This window comes from Vibrio sp. MED222 (assembly GCF_000153005.1).
GTDB classification, from domain to species: domain Bacteria; phylum Pseudomonadota; class Gammaproteobacteria; order Enterobacterales; family Vibrionaceae; genus Vibrio; species Vibrio tasmaniensis_A.
This window is the reverse complement of record NZ_CH902606.1, coordinates 1,238,758-1,255,476: the sequence shown is the minus strand read 5'-3', so window position 1 is coordinate 1,255,476 and position 16,719 is coordinate 1,238,758. Positions and strand designations below refer to the sequence as shown.

Annotated in this window: 12 protein-coding genes; 8 read left to right on the top strand and 4 right to left on the bottom strand. The window is 42.3% G+C overall.

The window, feature by feature from the left end; all coding sequences use genetic code 11:
* The first annotated feature begins 40 nt into the window (after positions 1 to 40).
* Positions 41 to 799, top strand: coding sequence for a substrate-binding periplasmic protein (locus tag MED222_RS16170; protein WP_009846023.1), 759 nt, complete (start codon positions 41 to 43; stop codon positions 797 to 799).
* 209 nt (positions 800 to 1,008) lie between these two features.
* On the opposite strand, the gene MED222_RS16175 is transcribed toward MED222_RS16170, so the two are convergent.
* Both MED222_RS16175 and MED222_RS16180 read right to left on the bottom strand, forming a co-directional pair.
* Positions 1,009 to 1,569 carry an NADAR family protein gene (locus MED222_RS16175; protein ID WP_012601297.1) on the bottom strand — a complete coding sequence of 187 codons (561 nt, stop codon included), beginning with the start codon at positions 1,567 to 1,569 and terminating at the stop codon, positions 1,009 to 1,011.
* 190 nt (positions 1,570 to 1,759) lie between these two features.
* Positions 1,760 to 1,954, bottom strand: coding sequence for a PA3496 family putative envelope integrity protein (locus MED222_RS16180; RefSeq protein ID WP_004732575.1), 195 nt, complete (start codon positions 1,952 to 1,954; stop codon positions 1,760 to 1,762).
* Between the two features lie 361 nt (positions 1,955 to 2,315).
* On the opposite strand from MED222_RS16180, the gene MED222_RS16185 reads away from it, so the two are divergent.
* Genes MED222_RS16185 through MED222_RS16195 form a run of 3 tightly spaced genes read left to right on the top strand, consistent with a single transcriptional unit; the run spans position 2,316 to position 4,621 of the window.
* A complete protein-coding gene (locus tag MED222_RS16185) occupies positions 2,316 to 3,140 on the top strand; it encodes an ABC transporter ATP-binding protein (RefSeq protein ID WP_009846021.1) in 825 nt (274 codons plus the stop codon).
* Between the two features lie 9 nt (positions 3,141 to 3,149).
* A complete protein-coding gene (locus tag MED222_RS16190; protein WP_009846020.1) occupies positions 3,150 to 4,082 on the top strand; it encodes an ATP-binding cassette domain-containing protein in 933 nt (310 codons plus the stop codon).
* Positions 4,079 to 4,621 (top strand): hypothetical protein, encoded by a 543-nt coding sequence (locus MED222_RS16195; RefSeq protein WP_009846019.1) that lies wholly within the window; start codon positions 4,079 to 4,081, stop codon positions 4,619 to 4,621. The genes MED222_RS16190 and MED222_RS16195 overlap by 4 nt, the downstream gene beginning before the upstream one ends.
* A gap of 68 nt (positions 4,622 to 4,689) precedes the next feature.
* Here MED222_RS16195 and MED222_RS16200 read toward each other — a convergent pair whose 3' ends face one another.
* Entirely contained in the window at positions 4,690 to 6,246 is a 1,557-nt protein-coding gene (locus MED222_RS16200) for an alpha/beta hydrolase (protein ID WP_009846018.1), read from the bottom strand.
* 464 nt (positions 6,247 to 6,710) lie between these two features.
* Entirely contained in the window at positions 6,711 to 8,690 is a 1,980-nt protein-coding gene (locus MED222_RS16205; RefSeq protein WP_009846017.1) for a replication initiator protein RctB domain-containing protein, read from the bottom strand.
* Positions 8,691 to 9,951: 1,261 nt separating this feature from the next.
* Here MED222_RS16205 and MED222_RS16210 point away from each other — a divergent pair.
* The 4 genes from MED222_RS16210 to MED222_RS16225 all read left to right on the top strand — a co-directional run bounded on the left by MED222_RS16210 (position 9,952) and on the right by MED222_RS16225 (position 16,574).
* A complete protein-coding gene (locus MED222_RS16210) occupies positions 9,952 to 11,169 on the top strand; it encodes a ParA family protein (RefSeq protein ID WP_009846016.1) in 1,218 nt (405 codons plus the stop codon).
* Positions 11,170 to 11,174: 5 nt separating this feature from the next.
* Positions 11,175 to 12,149, top strand: a complete 975-nt coding sequence (locus tag MED222_RS16215; protein WP_009846015.1) for a ParB/RepB/Spo0J family partition protein — start codon at positions 11,175 to 11,177, stop codon at positions 12,147 to 12,149.
* A 91-nt stretch (positions 12,150 to 12,240) separates the two neighbouring features.
* Positions 12,241 to 14,373: a GNAT family N-acetyltransferase gene (locus tag MED222_RS16220; protein WP_009846014.1), complete on the top strand. Its 2,133-nt coding sequence runs from the start codon at positions 12,241 to 12,243 to the stop codon at positions 14,371 to 14,373.
* 530 nt (positions 14,374 to 14,903) lie between these two features.
* Positions 14,904 to 16,574 (top strand): FapA family protein, encoded by a 1,671-nt coding sequence (locus MED222_RS16225; protein ID WP_017102241.1) that lies wholly within the window; start codon positions 14,904 to 14,906, stop codon positions 16,572 to 16,574.
* The last annotated feature ends 145 nt before the right edge of the window (positions 16,575 to 16,719 follow it).

Sequence of the window (16,719 nt, the reverse complement as noted above, 5' to 3'; positions counted from 1 at the left end):
AGTATAATAGTAGTCATTCATCAAATAACTAGGGAAGGTTATGAAAAAACATCTAATAGTTGCATCCATAGTCAGTTTGTTTTCAAACAGTTATGCTTTTGCAAGCGAACCTGTTCACTACTACATTATTGCAAGCCAAGCGCAACCTTTTCAGATCGAAACTGACGGGTCATCTCACAGAGGAATGGTTTCGGATATTGTTGAAGCCGTATTTGACGACAGCCAATACGAGATCGATTACCACACCTACCCTTTCAACCGAATGATCGATAAGCTCGACGCTAGAGAGAATCCAAACTGGGTCACCTATGGCAGCCCAAGTTGGGGAAATATCCAATCTGTAAACCTGTCTAAAGATCCGATTTACAATGTAAAACATGTGTTACTTAGCAGCGGCAAGAAGCCATTTGAGTTCAACACTATCGATGATTTAAACGGAAAAGCGGTTGTATTGCTGGTGGGGTTTGAATATCCAAATCTAGAGCCTTATATCCAACAAGGTAAGCTTAACGAGATTCGAGTTAAAGATTACAGCGCGGCTTTTCGTGTATTAAACCGAACTCCGGGTGATACCGTTTTTGTTGAAATGGAATCTCGAATCAAATACAACCTAAATGAGCAGAAACTCAGTATTGATGACTACCAGATGCAAGAGTTTGGCTCAGTGATTAATAACTACCCCATCCATTTAGCATTTGACCCAGAGATGGATCCTAAACTGCAAAGCTTCATCGACCAGCGCCTCGACCAAATGAAAGACGATGGTCAGCTCAACGACATCGTACAGAGTTACTTATAGCAACAGCATCAGTTGTAACCTTCGCATAAAGGTATAGCTTAGGTATCGTAATTTAGCTCTCTTCGATGACTAACTCGCTCTTAAGCCTAAAAGGCTGCCCTGATTAGCACAGAAGCTAAGTAGGGCGGCCTTTTTTAATTCATCTTTAAGGGCTAAAAGAGTTTACCTGTAATCGACCTACTTAATTTGGAACCACGGAGGTAAATGGATTAGTGTGCAGCAATCAAATGCAGTTGCTGAGTACGAAGCTCTTGTCGTACTGCCATCAGAATCTTGCCTAAATGGTTCTCGCCGGTTCCATCGCCACCATCCCCCCAGAAGTGGTCTTTGTGCGAATGTTCTTTTATCACCGAATCTCCGGTATTAGTAAGAAACAACGCAAACTGTGGGTTCTGCCTGAACTTCTCTGTGACAATGAACTGCATCACTTCAACACGAATGTCATACCAATCTTCCCGAACTTGGTCTTCATAATCACGGCTTAAAGAGAATGCTTCAGCAGGAGTCGAGGCTTCGAGAATGGTGTTACGCAGCGCTTGAGAGGCAAACTTCATCGCTTGATAATAATGCTCGCTGGTTGCCCAAACTTGATCGTCGATTTTGATAGGACAAGCGGCAAAATTTGACAGGTACCCGTTTGGATCTTCAGGTTCATAGAACAGCACTTCTTTGGCTTTAGCCACCGAATTAGACATAGCCTTCTCCTTACCAACAACATCGCATATTTTTGCTTTAACTTTAAAATTAGTGGCGTTGCATATAACTGTCAAACAACTTAGTTAAAGAGTATGCCAAGGGCATGTTTTTAGTCGAGAACAAATAATGTAGAGGAAGGACAATGGATTTAAATGGTGAGAGGCAAGGAGCATGGTTTACTTATAAAAAGCACAAACTTCTTTAAAAAAGGCATATAAATCAAAGGGTGGCGGTGCGCCACCCTTCTAAATGCAATGGGGATTGTTAATGAATTAGACCTAGCTCCCTCGCTTCTTCCAGGCTAAAACCGCTTTCTCTAATTTCTCTTAGAGCTTCAATACGACGACGAGCTTCAGCAGATTTCATTTTCTTTTCTGGTTTGAAAGATACTTCTTCTTCAGCATCCCACTTATTTGCAATATTTGTCATTTCATCATGGTTGATAGAATTAATGGACATGTTTTCCTCCGAAAAGCACCATGTAATGGACAGGTAATCTGTAGCAAATGCTATTTCGCTTGTTAAGCAATTCTGTACTGAAATGTGATGATTCCGACGCTTCACAAAGCTAATTAATAAATGCCTCATTTAAACTTTGCCAAAGCCATTTTCTGCCATTACATTTAAAAGATTCCCCATAAGAAATGTGGTTTGATCCACCTCTCATTTTCCTCGTTCTCATTTCCTATTTCCCGCTGAAACTTCATGAAATAATCAAAAAATAATTCGAGTCACTTCATTCTTTTTGTGCTCTTCTCTTCCACTAAATTCAACACATGTTAATGATAATAGTTATCAATATTATAACTGAGTGTTTATCATGTCTAGGGAAAATTCAGAGACACCTCTTCTCGAAGTGAAGAATCTATGTGTCGATTACATTACCGATGACGGCGATTTTAATGCCGTAAAATCCGTAAGCTTTAATATAGGCCAAGGCGAGATTTTTGGTTTAGCGGGAGAATCCGGGTGTGGCAAAAGTACCATCGCATTTGCCATTAACCGCCTGCATAAGCCACCGGCTTTCATCTCTGGCGGGCAAATACTGTTTGGCGGGCAAGATCTGCTGAGCTTATCGGACAGCCACTTGAACACCTTACGTTGGAGTGAGATCGCAATGGTGTTCCAGAGCGCGATGAACTCGCTTAACCCTGTACTGACCATTGAAGAACAGTTTGCCGATGTATTGCGCCACCACAAGGGCATGAACAACGAGCAAGCAAAAGATCGCGCCGAAAAGTTACTCGACCTAGTCAATATCCCTCGCCACCGTCTAACCGAGTACCCGCACCAGTTTAGCGGTGGGATGCGTCAACGTTTGGTGATTGCTATAGCTCTCGCGCTCAACCCTAAGTTGATTATCATGGATGAACCGACCACGGCACTGGATGTGGTTGTACAGCGCGAAATTCTGCAGCAAATACACCAACTCAGAGAAGAGTTTGGTTTCTCAATATTGTTTATCACCCACGACCTCGCACTAATGAGCCAACTGTGCGATCGAATTGCCATCATGCGTCATGGACAGATAGTTGAAGTCAACCAAGCCCATGAGATTCGCAATAACCCTCAGCACTCCTACACCCAAAAGCTATGGAGTTCCTTCCCCAATATTCACGAACACGCTCACGCAACTGCGTGCTAGGAGAGCTCCATGTCACAACCTATTTTTCAAGTAAAAAACCTCGTTAGAGAATTCACTGTTGGTGGTGGATTTGGCAAAGAAGAGATCTTTAGAGCACTGCATGGGGTGAGTTTTGATTTACATGCAGGTAAAACATTGGCACTAGTTGGCGAATCAGGCTGCGGGAAAAGCACCTGCGCTCGACTGATGACCAAAGTGTATCCGCCAACAGAGGGAGAAATACTGTTCAATGGCAGAGATATTTCTACCTTAAAAAGTCGTAAAGATATCTTGGATTACCGAAGCCGCGTGCAAATGATATTTCAAGACCCATTTGGCTCACTCAATCCAACCCACACCATTGAACACCACTTAACACGGCCCCTTAAGATCCACAAGCAAGTTGCTACGAAACAAGCTCTCGCAGAGCGTCTCAACGAGTTATTAACGCTGGTGGAGTTACCCATCGAAACTCTCACCAAATACCCTCATGAGCTCAGTGGAGGCCAAAGACAGCGCATAAACTTAGCCAGAGCACTCGCAGTCGGTGCTGAGGTTATCCTTGCCGATGAACCCACCTCGATGTTGGATGTTTCAATACGACTCGGTGTTTTGAACCTAATGCAGAGGATGAAGAAAGAGTTAGGGATAGGTTTTTTGTACATTACGCATGATCTCGCAACAGCACACTACATCGCAGAAGAGACAGCTGTGATGTACAAGGGACAGATCGTTGAGTGGGGATCAACCCAGTCGATCTTAACCAACCCACAACACCCATACACTAAGTTATTGATCTCTGCTGTGCCCGATCCTGATCTACCATTTGGCGAACTCGTGAAAAATGAGCCAAACTATTCAATAGACGCTGGTCGTATTCGTGAACAAAGCAGTGAAATACAGCATGAGATCAAGCAAGTTTCAGATAATCACTATGTTAAACAGTGGGATAACGTTGCATGAATGAACTAGACACTTGGTTAGAGCGGATCGGAAATTGGTACAAAGACCGAAAGCATGATCAAGTGGAGAAGTTAGAGCCTTTGATCTTAACGCCTCCAGATGCACTCTGGGGGCCTTTGATCACGGATGAACAGAGCAAAGGCATCGCATGCTGGTTAGACGGATGCTTGAGAATCTTTACGTTTTATCGATATAAAGATGAAATTCTGACGGCATCGACAAAGCTTCCACCACCAAGCCCACCATCTATCTCAAACGAACTTAGTGGCTCGCACCATCAGGAAAAAGCTTTCCAATACCTGATGTTTGCCTATAGCAAGCTTCAAGCTGTGTCTTGTAATCCAAAATCAGAACCTGACTTACAAGAGTGGTGTACACAGCGGCTACAGCACTTGTGTGTATTGGCTTTGGAGTTTACCAACCAACAACAAGAACCGCGCTGGAAAGAAGAATCAGAAAAATTGATCGAATCGCATGTACGCTTTATGGCAAGTCAATACCAGAACGATGATCAAAGAGCTTCGATTGCTCCACATTAAGATCGGCCAGTTACCCAATGTGCCCTCACACCAGTTTAAAATATGAGGGCACAAGCTTGAGCCTTACATCAGATATCAATGTCCGCCACATACTTAAAGTCAGAAACATTTAAGCATGTAGTATCTAAGCTACGCATATTCTCAGGCTCATTGATCGAACTAAGAATCAAATTTTTCAGGCAAGGAACACTATCTTGGGCATCAGTCAATATACCATGAGAACCTTGATCGTAGGTCAAGCTGAGCATATTCGAGAATTTCTTAGCAGAAACTTCAGCCAGCGCAGGTGGTGTAATACCGTCATTCGCGCCGTTGAGAATGAGCACAGGATAATCAACCTTCTCCATAGAAGCATAAGAGCTGCTGCTTACAGGCTCAACATCCATGGCTTGACATGCTTCAAGCGTCAATCCCAAATTAGTACTATTATCTACTACATTTTGTACATCCGCTCCCCACTTTGCTCGACTCTCATGATGACTTGTGTAGTAGGGCTGTTTAACTGGTTCCTCAGAACAAATATTTGCTAACCCCATTGCAGCAAAATGACTTGGATTAGAAGGGTTATAAGCATTGGCCTCAAAAGCAATTAATGCGTCTAACACAGTTTCTGTTTCTTCTTTGGTTAATTTAACCAATTCAACTGGGTTAAATTTACCAGCGGTAGGTATACTGTCATCGCGACGGATGCTTCTTGTGGTCAAGTAGCTGACAAAAAAATCATGGTACTTCTCATCAATCTGAGCAAGTTTAATATTTAAATCTGATTTAAATTTCGTTTCATCGCAGTAGCCGGTACTGCGCGCGCACACCTCTAGAACTCTATCTAGCGCTTCATAGTTTGACCAAGGCATATCCTTAATGCCATTCATTTCGATGGGAAAGACACCGTCTAATACCATCATTTGAATTGTATTGGATGCCTGATACCCAGCTTTAATCTGCTTTTGCTCTTCACGAGCCATTGTCATAGCTAGACGTGTTCCATATGACACACCATAAAGCTTCCACCCACCGTCTATTTCTTTAACTTCAGAGAGTTTCTTCTCTAGCAACAGTAAGTCTAATGCATTGTTTATATTAGTATGTTGATTCAAGTCCACGCCATCGTTGACATATTTATCCTTGCAACCTTTAATCTGCTGAGCAGTACCAGAGTCTTCAAATTCGCAGCTCAAAGAGGGAGTAGAATACCCGGTACCACGTTGATCAACAAAATAGATGTCATGATTAGCCGATAAAACAGAAAGATCATTTTCAATTTCTTGGGCCCAATCAATAGACATGCCGCCCGGACCACCATTAAGGTGTAAGAAGGCGCCTTTTTTGGGTCCCTGCGAAAGAGTTTTAGCAACCGCAACTTTAATTTTTTTCCCCTCTGGCTGCGTGTAGTCTTCTGGCACCTCTAGAAGCCAACAACTATCAACCGTCCTAGGCTTTACATAGTTCTTGCCAACCAATTGTAGTTGATTACATTGCACCGTCTGCAGTTGAACCGACACATTTGATAGCGTTGATAAGTTTACTAGGCTAGTACCGGTTACTGATGGAGTACTGCCTTCATCCCCTCCTCCACATCCAGCGATCGCTGTTGCAATCACTAATACTGCTAATTTTCTATTCATCTACAAAACGTCCCTACCAAAATATAATTAGGGAAGGGTATTATTGATTTTCAAAATTAAACATGAAAAGAATGGTCTTGATAATTGCGTCTTTTTATATTTGAAGAAGCTATAGAAGGAATATTGGCAATAAATACGTAAAGATGATCAAGTTATACGGCCTTGATCATCTTTGCGGAATGAGTATGTAATACTCTGAATTTTGGGCAAAAAAAAGCGAGTCCCTAAGGAACTCGCAAAAATCTATTCAGTATGATGTAACAAAATATGAGCCAATCTATTAATCATAAGAAAGGACAAAGGTTGTCTATTCGGGATAAATAATAATCAACTAGATGCGTTACTTTGTCATCACTTTGTCAGCGTTAGGTGCGGTTTTAATCAGCACCTAATGTGTTAAAACTATCCATTCGTCGACCGTAAATATGGGCTTCTTACAACTGAGCAGTGACAGTGATTGGTGGTTAGTGGCCAATCGCCATTTCGTCGAGCGCTAGGAACACGTTTTCGTCTAAATGACCTTCGTGAACTTGTTTACACACTTTACGACGCACAGCTAAACCAGAGATCAAGCGCTCAATAGACAAGTGTCGATTGCTAGTGCTGTCACGGTCGTTGTAAAGCTCAATCAAACGACTCAGTGTTTCGTATGGGATAACGTCCTCCCCTACTCTCAACCAATCAAGCTTCTCAATGAGCTCAGAACACTCTTCTTTGATTGAAGCATGTGAATGCCCTGTCATAGCAGATAAAGCCGTTATGCTGCGTTCTAGAGCCTCTGCAGAGGTATATTTAGAGAGAGTAATCATGATTTCGTCAGCGTTGATCTCAACAGAGTGTTTACGCTGCTTAACTCGACGTCCCAATTTGCCTCTTGGCGACGGTGCTTTGCGCTGAATTGGCTCAAACTCACCATCAATAATCTCAGACAACTCTTCCAATTTCTGCTTAGACACCATTTCATTACGCAGTGGGTTCGGTAACGTTGGTGCCATATTACGCTTGCCTGCATTGGTGGTGCGTGCTCTTGAGTAACGTAAGACTTCTTCCACATTACATTTGATATCAACCTGATAATCAGTCGTTTTGCCTTTTTCGATCAACGCGGTGATCGTTAAGTGATACCCCCAAAGGTTAACCAGGAAGGTATCTTCTTGATCCCCTACTTCACCTAACTTTCTGAGCTCGCGGATCAGATCCATAGAAAAACGACGCCAATCGATGTTACGCGCCAATTTCTGATTCAGCTCGCTGAGCAACATGCAATCTGTATGGCGGCGTGCCATACGGCTTCTAAAGTACGAATACATTTGGAAGACCAAGGTATGTTGCTTCAGGATTTCTGGCGGAAATAGGAAGAAATAATCACGAGTGAGCAGCTCTTCGTAGAACGACGGTTCCCAAACCAGGATGTACAGGTTCGGTTTAATGCGAATTTCGCCGTCAGAGCCTTCTGTAGGCGCTTCTTCCGATGCGGTAATGGTTCTAGCTAGGAATCGGAAACGATCACTCTTAAAGCCTTCTGGCATGTTCTCACTAAGCCAACGGCCTGTGAGCTCATGCAATTGGAAGTCGGTAAATTCGATACGATCAATACTGTCACGGATCGAATCACGTGCCGGCCCGCTGTCTTTCTTGCCACGCAAGGACAAAATATCCGTGATGTAAAGTGGTGTTTTGTTCGGTGTGTGTTTAGCGTCTAGATGGTAATCATCTTGGTGATGATCATGATATTGAACAGTAAGCGTGAATAACGCGAATAGCGTCATCAGATCATCAACCGTCATAATGTTTTTTGAAGATCGTGTCTCGATCACCGCTCGAGTGCCAGAGATCGAAACCATTGATTTTTGGTAGCTCTTGCGCGTTCTAGGGGGCGCTAAGGCTTGATCAATAATACCTGCCCAATTAGTTGGCGACACAATAAATTGATCGGCTTCGTCTTTCATCGTTGGTGGGGTATTGAGTCCGTGTTCATTCAATAAGCGCTTGTTGACTTTGGTTTGAGCTAGAGCTTTAGATCGCTTTTGCTTCTCATTTTGCTTCACGCTTTCTGTCACTAAGCTAGTAGCACCCAGTACCGATATCAATTGGTTTGGGTTCACAAAGCGATGCAGCATAGTTTTGCCAGCAAGACCTTCTTCAAAGCGAACCGGAATTTGTTTGAAAAGACCGATACTAACCGCAGCTCTTAACCTTTGCTGTAAGGCTGCACGAGTAACTTGGCCATCGGTTGATTCAATAATCTCGGTAGTGGAAACGTAACCGTCTTTGCTGCTAAACCCACGAAGTGAAATTAGGTTAAGAAGCTCAACAATGCTTTTGGTGACACCTTTGAAGTGTTGATATTGTTCTATCCATTCAACGGCTGTTTCAGATACCTCAAATAAATGACCATCTTTGTGGCTTCGTGCCTTAATTAACAATTTCTCTTCTGGTTTCATTTTTGATCCGTATCACACTAACCGTAATTTCACTATAGTTCCTGAATGATAAAGAAAGAATGATCATAAATAAAGAGAATTTATTAGCTTTTAAATAACTGATCTTTTTGATTAATATGATCTTAAATGATTAAGTGATCTAATGATCTGGCTGTTTCTTTGCTTTTAAGTTGCTGAATTTAAAAGTTTAAAATAAAACCCCTTGGAAAGCATGATCATAAAAACCCCGAAACTATGATCATTAAATCAAAGAAAGCATGATCACAGAGCGTCAGAAGTATGATCATTAAGTCATTGTAAGCATGATCATTATTGGCTTGAAAGCATGATCATTATACTTATACAGCTTATCCACAGTTCGGAAGTCAACATCATCTTCTAAGTCACTTCATACACATCAATGTGGATATTTATGATGGCCAATCTATAGGAACAATGATCAAGTGATGGTACTTTTTATCCTTCCCGCCCTATTTAGGATAAAGTTTAATCTGTATCTGTTGAAAATGGATAGCTTTGATGTATTTAGCGCAGGTGGGAGTTAACTTGGAAGCATGATCATGAAATTGTCATGTTTGCGTATTCTCGGTCAGTGTAGATTGAATTTTCAATCATTGAGCCCTTATAGGCGTTGAATCCCCATTGCAAAAGCATTTGTCCGTAACTTAGCTCTTAAATTACATGCTTCCGGAACGATATTTACTTGATCATTTTTCCGTAATTTGATCATTTGTAATGTGCAGTTGTTCGGATCAATATTGCTAAGTTTACGCCTTGATCATGCTTCATAATTGGGTGTTATTAATTATCTTACACTGGATATGTTCCATGATCATTCTTCCGCTCAGGTTAGAATCCTCTGTTGTTTTTTTTGCACCTCCTCTTCTCTTCTGTTTTGAATTTTTTGTCCATTGAGCGTTTTTTAATTTTTATTGAATTGAAAATCTATAAATTCGAATGCAAATCACACCAACCGTAATCTATAGTTGTGTTTCAATCGTTCCGCAGTTTTTTAGCGATAATTTCATTTACATTGTAAATAAGTGATGCTGTAACATTTTAAATGTGCACTAGAAATAACATGGTTGTGCATGATGAAAATGATGACTTTCAGTATTACTCTGAGGTGATGTTTCATCAAATTGTAAAAACACTGTCTATTTTATGTGAGTTTACTCATAAATGCATGTTCATGTTTTTGTTGTGTTTGTTGTTAATCGCTGTACAATTTGTACTTAGTTAATCATTACGGAAACTGGCAATGAAAAGAGAACAAACGATTGATAAGCTCTATCAGCTAGCCGAACAAACTCAACAAGTTCAGGCTGACCGAATTGAGATTATTTTGGAAGAGCGAAGTGATGAACATTTCCCTCCAATGTCTAAAGCTATGATGGAGACTCGTTCTGGTTTAACGCGTCGTAAACTCGATGAAGCGATCACTAAACTTGAAGCTGATGGCCATCAGTTTACAAAGAACAATGCCAATCACTACTCGATTTCATTGACAGAAGCTCACATGTTGATGGACGCGGCAGAAGTGCCGAAGTTCCATCAACGTAAGCAGCATGCTGACAACAAACCATGGATTATCAACGTACAAAACCAAAAGGGCGGTACGGGTAAATCAATGACGGCAGTTCACTTAGCTGCGTGCTTATCTCTAAATTTGGACAAGCGCTACCGTATCTGTTTGATTGACTTGGATCCACAAGGCTCTTTGCGTCTGTTCTTAAACCCACAAATTAGTGGTGCAGAGCATGACAGCATTTATTCTGCAGTTGATATCATGTTGGATAATGTGCCAGAAGAGCAGGATGTTGACCTAGAATTCTTGCGTAAGAACGTGCTGTTGCCAACTCAGTATCCTAATTTGAAGACTATTTCAGCCTTCCCAGAAGATGCGATGTTTAACGCTGAAGCATGGCAAAGTCTGTCTAGAGATCAGTCACTTGATATTGTTCGTCTTTTGAAAGAAAAGCTTATCGACAAAATCGCCGATGATTTTGATGTGATCATGATTGATACTGGACCACACGTGGACCCGTTAGTGTGGAATGCAATGTACGCGTCGAACGCACTTTTAATACCATGTGCAGCCAAGCGTTTGGACTGGGCTTCAACGGTTAACTTCTTCCAGCACTTGCCAACGGTTTATGAAATGTTCCCGGACGATTGGAAAGGGCTTGAGTTCGTTCGTCTAATGCCAACGATGTTTGAAGACGACAATAAAAAGCAGGTATCAGTTCTGACTGAGATGAACTACCTGTTGAATGACCAAGTAATGATGGCCACGATTCCAAGAAGCCGCGCCTTTGAAACTTGTGCTGACACTTACAGCACGGTTTTCGATCTGACGGTAAGCGACTTTGAGGGCGGTAAGAAAACTCTGGCTGTGGCTCAAGACGCAGTACAAAAAAGTGCTCTAGAATTAGAGCGTGTATTACATAGCAACTGGCCTTCACTTAATCAGGGATAACAAGAATGGCAATTAAAACATCTGACTTAAATGCAAAGCTATTTGGTAAAGCAAACAAACGTCGCGTAGCTACGCCACAAGAAGCTCAAACTGCGGTAAAAGAGCAAGCTCAAGTGATTGAGCTTTCTGTTGCGGGTGAAGATTTAGTTTCATTTGAATTGGTTCGAATTCCAGCCGCTGATGTAGCAACACGAACGGTTGTTTTTGAAGAGAATGCTCGTGAGCAGTCTTTCTTGAATGAGCACGCGCTTTCTGACGTACTAACTACGCTTAAAGAGCGCGGCCAGCAATATCCAGCGGTTGGCCGTAAGAACAAAGACGGCAAGATTGAAGTTCTTGATGGTAGCCGTCGTCGTATGTCATGTATTTTGGCTGACAAAGAGTTCTTGATCTATGTCGCTGAAAACATTAACGGCGAACATGCTAAGTTTTTATCAGATGTAGCTAACGCTCATAAACCACTTTCTCTCTATGAGAAGGGGAAGGAGATGCAAGCGAAGCTTGATAAAGGCGAAGCTGAAGACCAGAAAGCACTCGCTAAAATGTTCCAGTGCAGTGAAGCTTTGGTGAGTGGCGCGTTGAAAGCGGCCGCTTTACCACTTGAATTATTACAAGCTTACCCAAATGTGAGCGATCTTGGCCGTCCGACTATTGTTAAGTTACACAAACAATTTAGCGGTCTTACTAGTGAGCAGCAACAAACATTACTGACCAAGTGTGGTGCTTCTGAAGGTTTTGTGTGGCAGCGCAGCGAAGCTCAAGGCGTAACTCGTTTAACAAAAGACGTGACAGAGACTTTAGAAGGTTGGGTGCTCGAACTAGCACCAGCACCCGCGAAGAAAGCTTCTCCAAAAGTTGAACTTATTAAAGGTCGAGCGTCATATAGCCGTAAGGGTTCAAACTTGGCGTTAAATCTTAAGAAAGTTGATGATACAACAATGGAAGAAATCCTAGCATTCGTACAATCTAAGTTAGACTAAGTCACGACTTTCATTACTCCTCTAAAGCCGCTTTATGCGGCTTTTTATTTGGCTGTGATAAACTGTGTTTAGATGAATCTGGACGCTAACTATGACAAACCCAACCAATACTTTTCTGCATACACTTTCTAATATTGCCCAACACAATGGTCACCGTTACGGTGTGGTCTTTGATGGCGACTTTGATTGGCAAAACTCTGCTGTTTTAACCTTCCTTGAAAATTCGTACACTCCGAGCAACTTCCAGATTGGTGGAACTCCGTTTGAAGGAGTGATTCATGCTCCAGTCAAAAAAGGCCAACAATTGCTTGGTCGTGAGTCCCAAGTTCTTGTTTGTGATTTTAGAGAGCAGTTTGATGCGAATGGTTTTAGCGCTGCACTAGGTTCGTTAATCGGTGGTGGGCTGTTGTTGGTGTTGCCGCCAAAAGTTGATGACTCTGAAGATAACGAGAGCTTTGGCCAACGTTGGTTAAAGGAGAATTTCAATAAGCTCATTTCGGTTTCACAACATAACGAAACAGACGATGTTGTTCAAGCGACTAAAGCACTTCCTCTGAAGCAAGACTTTGAAAACAGTTTGGACAAATTTGAACAGCAAAATCTGGCCGTTGAGTTGGTTAAAAAAGTGGTGTCTGGGCATCGTAAACGTCCTTTAGTTCTCACGGCAGATAGAGGGCGTGGTAAAAGCTCTACATTGGGTATTGCCGCTGCTCAGCTTTTAGTTGAGCGTCATGGATTAAATATCATCGTGACAGCGCCTTCAGTGAAAGCAATCGAGCCTGTATTTTCCCACGCGAGTCAACGCCTAGAAGACTGTGAAGTGGTCAACGCTACTTACATTTGCTATCAAAGCGGAAGTTTAAGATTCGTAGCACCAGATGAATTACTTAAGTCTAAGCCTGATTGTGATTTGCTATTAGTCGATGAAGCGGCTGCAATTCCAATCCCGATGCTCAAATCTATGGTTGGCATTTATCATCGTATGGTTTTTTCAACCACCGTTCACGGATACGAGGGGAGTGGGAGAGGGTTTGGACTTAAGTTCGAGTCTTGGCTTTCAGATCATCGCCCAGGGTGGAAAGGTTTTAAGCTCGATCAGCCCATTCGTTGGAATCGCAATGATCCACTAGAGCGCTGGTTGTTTGATTGCTTCCTGCTTGGTAACGACGCGTCGCTAAGTGACTCGGTGATTCATGAGTTAGATAGCTTTTCTGATCTGGCAATCAACCAACTGAGCTTGGTCGAGTTATCAAAGGCAGAATGCTTGGCGAATCCGGAGCCGCTACAGCAATGTTTTTCTCTTCTTGTTGACGCTCATTATCAAACGTCACCAAACGATCTAATGCAGTTTCTCAACAATCCAGCAATCCGTTTGTACGCTGCTTGGCAGAAAAACGAATGTTTAGGTTGTATGTTGGTAACTGAAGAAGGTGGGTTGGATAGCGATCTGATTGCTCAGATTCAACTTGGAAAACGAAGACCTCAAGGTCACCTAGCTCCAGTATTACTCGCAAACCAACTGGGTTGTACGCAAGCGGCGAGCAGTCGTTGCCTTCGAGTTATGCGTATTGCCGTTTCAACACGTCATCAAGGTTCGGGGATTGGTCGTTGGATGTTGGGGCAGTTGTCAAAGCAAACTAATCAGGCGGATTACTTAGCAACGAGCTTTGGCGCGACCAGTGAATTAATTTCATTCTGGCGCGATAACGATTTTGTACCTATGCACATTGGCCACCAGCGCGATCAAGCAAGCGGCTGTCACTCGGTATTGATGGTTAAGCCACTTAATGAAAACGCACAGAATTGGATCTACAATCTGATAAGTCACTTTGAACGTAGTTTCTGTTTTCTCACTTCTGGTTCTTTGGCTTCTCTCGAGGTTGATATGGTGCGCGCATTATTGCCAAGGCAAGCGGAATCTATAGCAGAGTCTGAAATCCAACTCCTCAGGAATTATGTCGATGGTGGTAATAGTTACGACAGCATTGGTTTCAGTGCCCTGAATTTGATTCTCCAGAGTAATGGTCATCAAGCTCACATAGCTGAACCTGACGCTATAATCGATACAGGTTTCGTTGTTTCAGACTTACTTATCGCGAAAGTCGTGCAGCAGAAAGAGTGGGGGACTTGTGTCGAACAGTTTAATCTAGTCGGACGAAAACAAGCTGAGCTACAGTTTAGAAAAGATGTCGGTACTCTACTATCAAATTTACACTGTAAATAGGTAGATCAACGATTGTCACTAAATTTGGAACGACAGAGCATATGTAGAGCTGTTAATTAGATTTACAGTGTAAATTAGAAGGCCGGATTTACACTGTAAACTGAACAGCAGTATGTAATGACCTATGTAATTTCAATTATCCAATCTTTATGCAATTTCTCACTTTGTTGAACATGTCCATCATGACGCTCATTTCCTATCTCAATTCTACCGATCTAATCATCGCCGTTGTTTGGAAGGTATAATTTCATATTATCACATCCATTCATCCCGAATCGTTTGGTGATGAAGATCCGTCGCTGTATTGCGATCTTATGCTCGTACCCAATATTCATAGTTTGAAAAATCGTGAAAGAATTTTTCTTGTAAAGGTGAAGAAGAGATTAGAATCGGTCAGTCTTATTTATGAGTCCCTTTGCAACATCGAAAGTAAGTGATGTGACGCTGATTATTCTACTGTAGTGATTCTAAGCACTGAGCGAATTATATAGACTGCATAACAACAGAGTTATTAAGGGTACACAATTCGAATGTGGGATAGCATCGTTACATTGTCGGAAGATAGGAAGCAAGTGATGGCATGTCTGCCGTCTGGGTTTGTGGTCAACGCAAGCTTTGACAATAAGACATTACCAACAACCTTAGAAGCTTTGAACGCATCAAACTATTTTATTTTCGAAGAAGAGATACTGCGTTTTGTCACTCTTGCTAAAGAAGGTAAGGGAGAAGCTTATCAAGGAATATTGATTGCTGAAGTTCGTAATTCCAGTGTTACGGTTGAACTGTCTGATGATGAGATGCTCGCAAGTCTTGTTGTAACTGGGGCATATAATGGGCAGGCATTACGTGGCAGCGATATCATTCATTGCTTGGCTCAGGCTCACATAACGAAAGGAATTAATAAGCTAGCACTTAGAAAAGTCTTAATGATGAGTAGCAAGCTAAAGCCGGGTGAAAAATTTACTCAGCCCGTTGCCAAAGGTTCTCCAGCTGTGAAGGGTAAAGATGCTAAGTTTTCAGCATTGGTTGAAGATATTACTCATCAAGTATTAAAGCCTCGTAGTAAAGACGCCGGTAAGATCGATATGCGAGATCTCGGCGAAACCATTACCGTTGGCCAGAATGACCCGCTAATGAAACGTACTCCTGCCACCAAAGGTATTGCGGGCTTTACCGTCCAAGGTCGAATTATCCCACCCCTTCCGGGCCAAGACAGTTTGATTAAGCCAGGAAAAGGAACCCACATTTCCCCTGACGACCCTAATTTATTACTTTCTTCATCCTCTGGTCTGCCCATTATTAAAGAGCGAAGTATCGAAGTGGATGACGCCTTATGTGTTAGCAATGTCGACGTATCTACTGGGCACGTTAAATTCAAAGGTAATGTGTTTGTCTCTGGGAATATAGAACCTGGAATGATAGTGAAGGCGACCGGAAGCATTACTGTTGGTGGCTTTATTGAATCTGCAGAAGTTCAGGCTCAGGGGGATATAAAAGTCGCGAAAGGAATTATTGGTCATACGACCAAAGAGGATGAGCCAAAAAGCTGTAAGGTACTTAGCAAAGGCTCTATCACAGCAAGCTACGCACAGAATACTGAACTGCAAACCGGCAATGACATTCTACTCAATCTACATAGCATGAGTAACGACATTCGTTGTGGCAACAACCTCATTGTGATGGATACCTTTAAGAAGCATGGCACACTTAGTGGCGGTGAAGCTAAAGTCGGCGGTAAAGTGGAATGTGTTTTCTTAGGCGTTGAAGGGGATACAGCAACTAAGGTTCATGGTTTTGCTCGCTTCGAGGGATATCAAAAAAAGATAGCTCAACTGAAGGAGATTTATAAGCACGCTCAAGAACAAACCATGGACGTCATCCGTCAAGAACTCGAATTTAAGAAGCGACCAAAAGCGGAAAGAAGCGAAGAGCAAGCGTTGGAGATTGAGCAGCAACGGGAAAAAAACAATCAAGCGATAGAGAAGACTAAATCGCAGTTGGATACACTCGAAGCTGAATTTGAGACAAACCTTGCCGAGTGCACAGTAGAGGCGCACGAGAAAGTGTACACCCGTGTATCTGTTTTGTTTGGTGATGAGATGGTGACGACTAAGAGAACGCACGGCGGCAGTGTTTTCTCGTTCAATCAATATGAAATTCAATGTTCTTTCAAAATGGAGAAAGAAGATATCTCATTGTAATTGAGCGACTCTGAAATTGCCCAAGACAGAATAGAGCGGTTCGAGCCGTTTTCACTCATTAGAACAAATAAGAAAGGGGGAGCTGATGCTCCCCCTTTGTTTTTGCTGATATTGATTTAGTTTGATTCTTTAAGTCACATGAGCG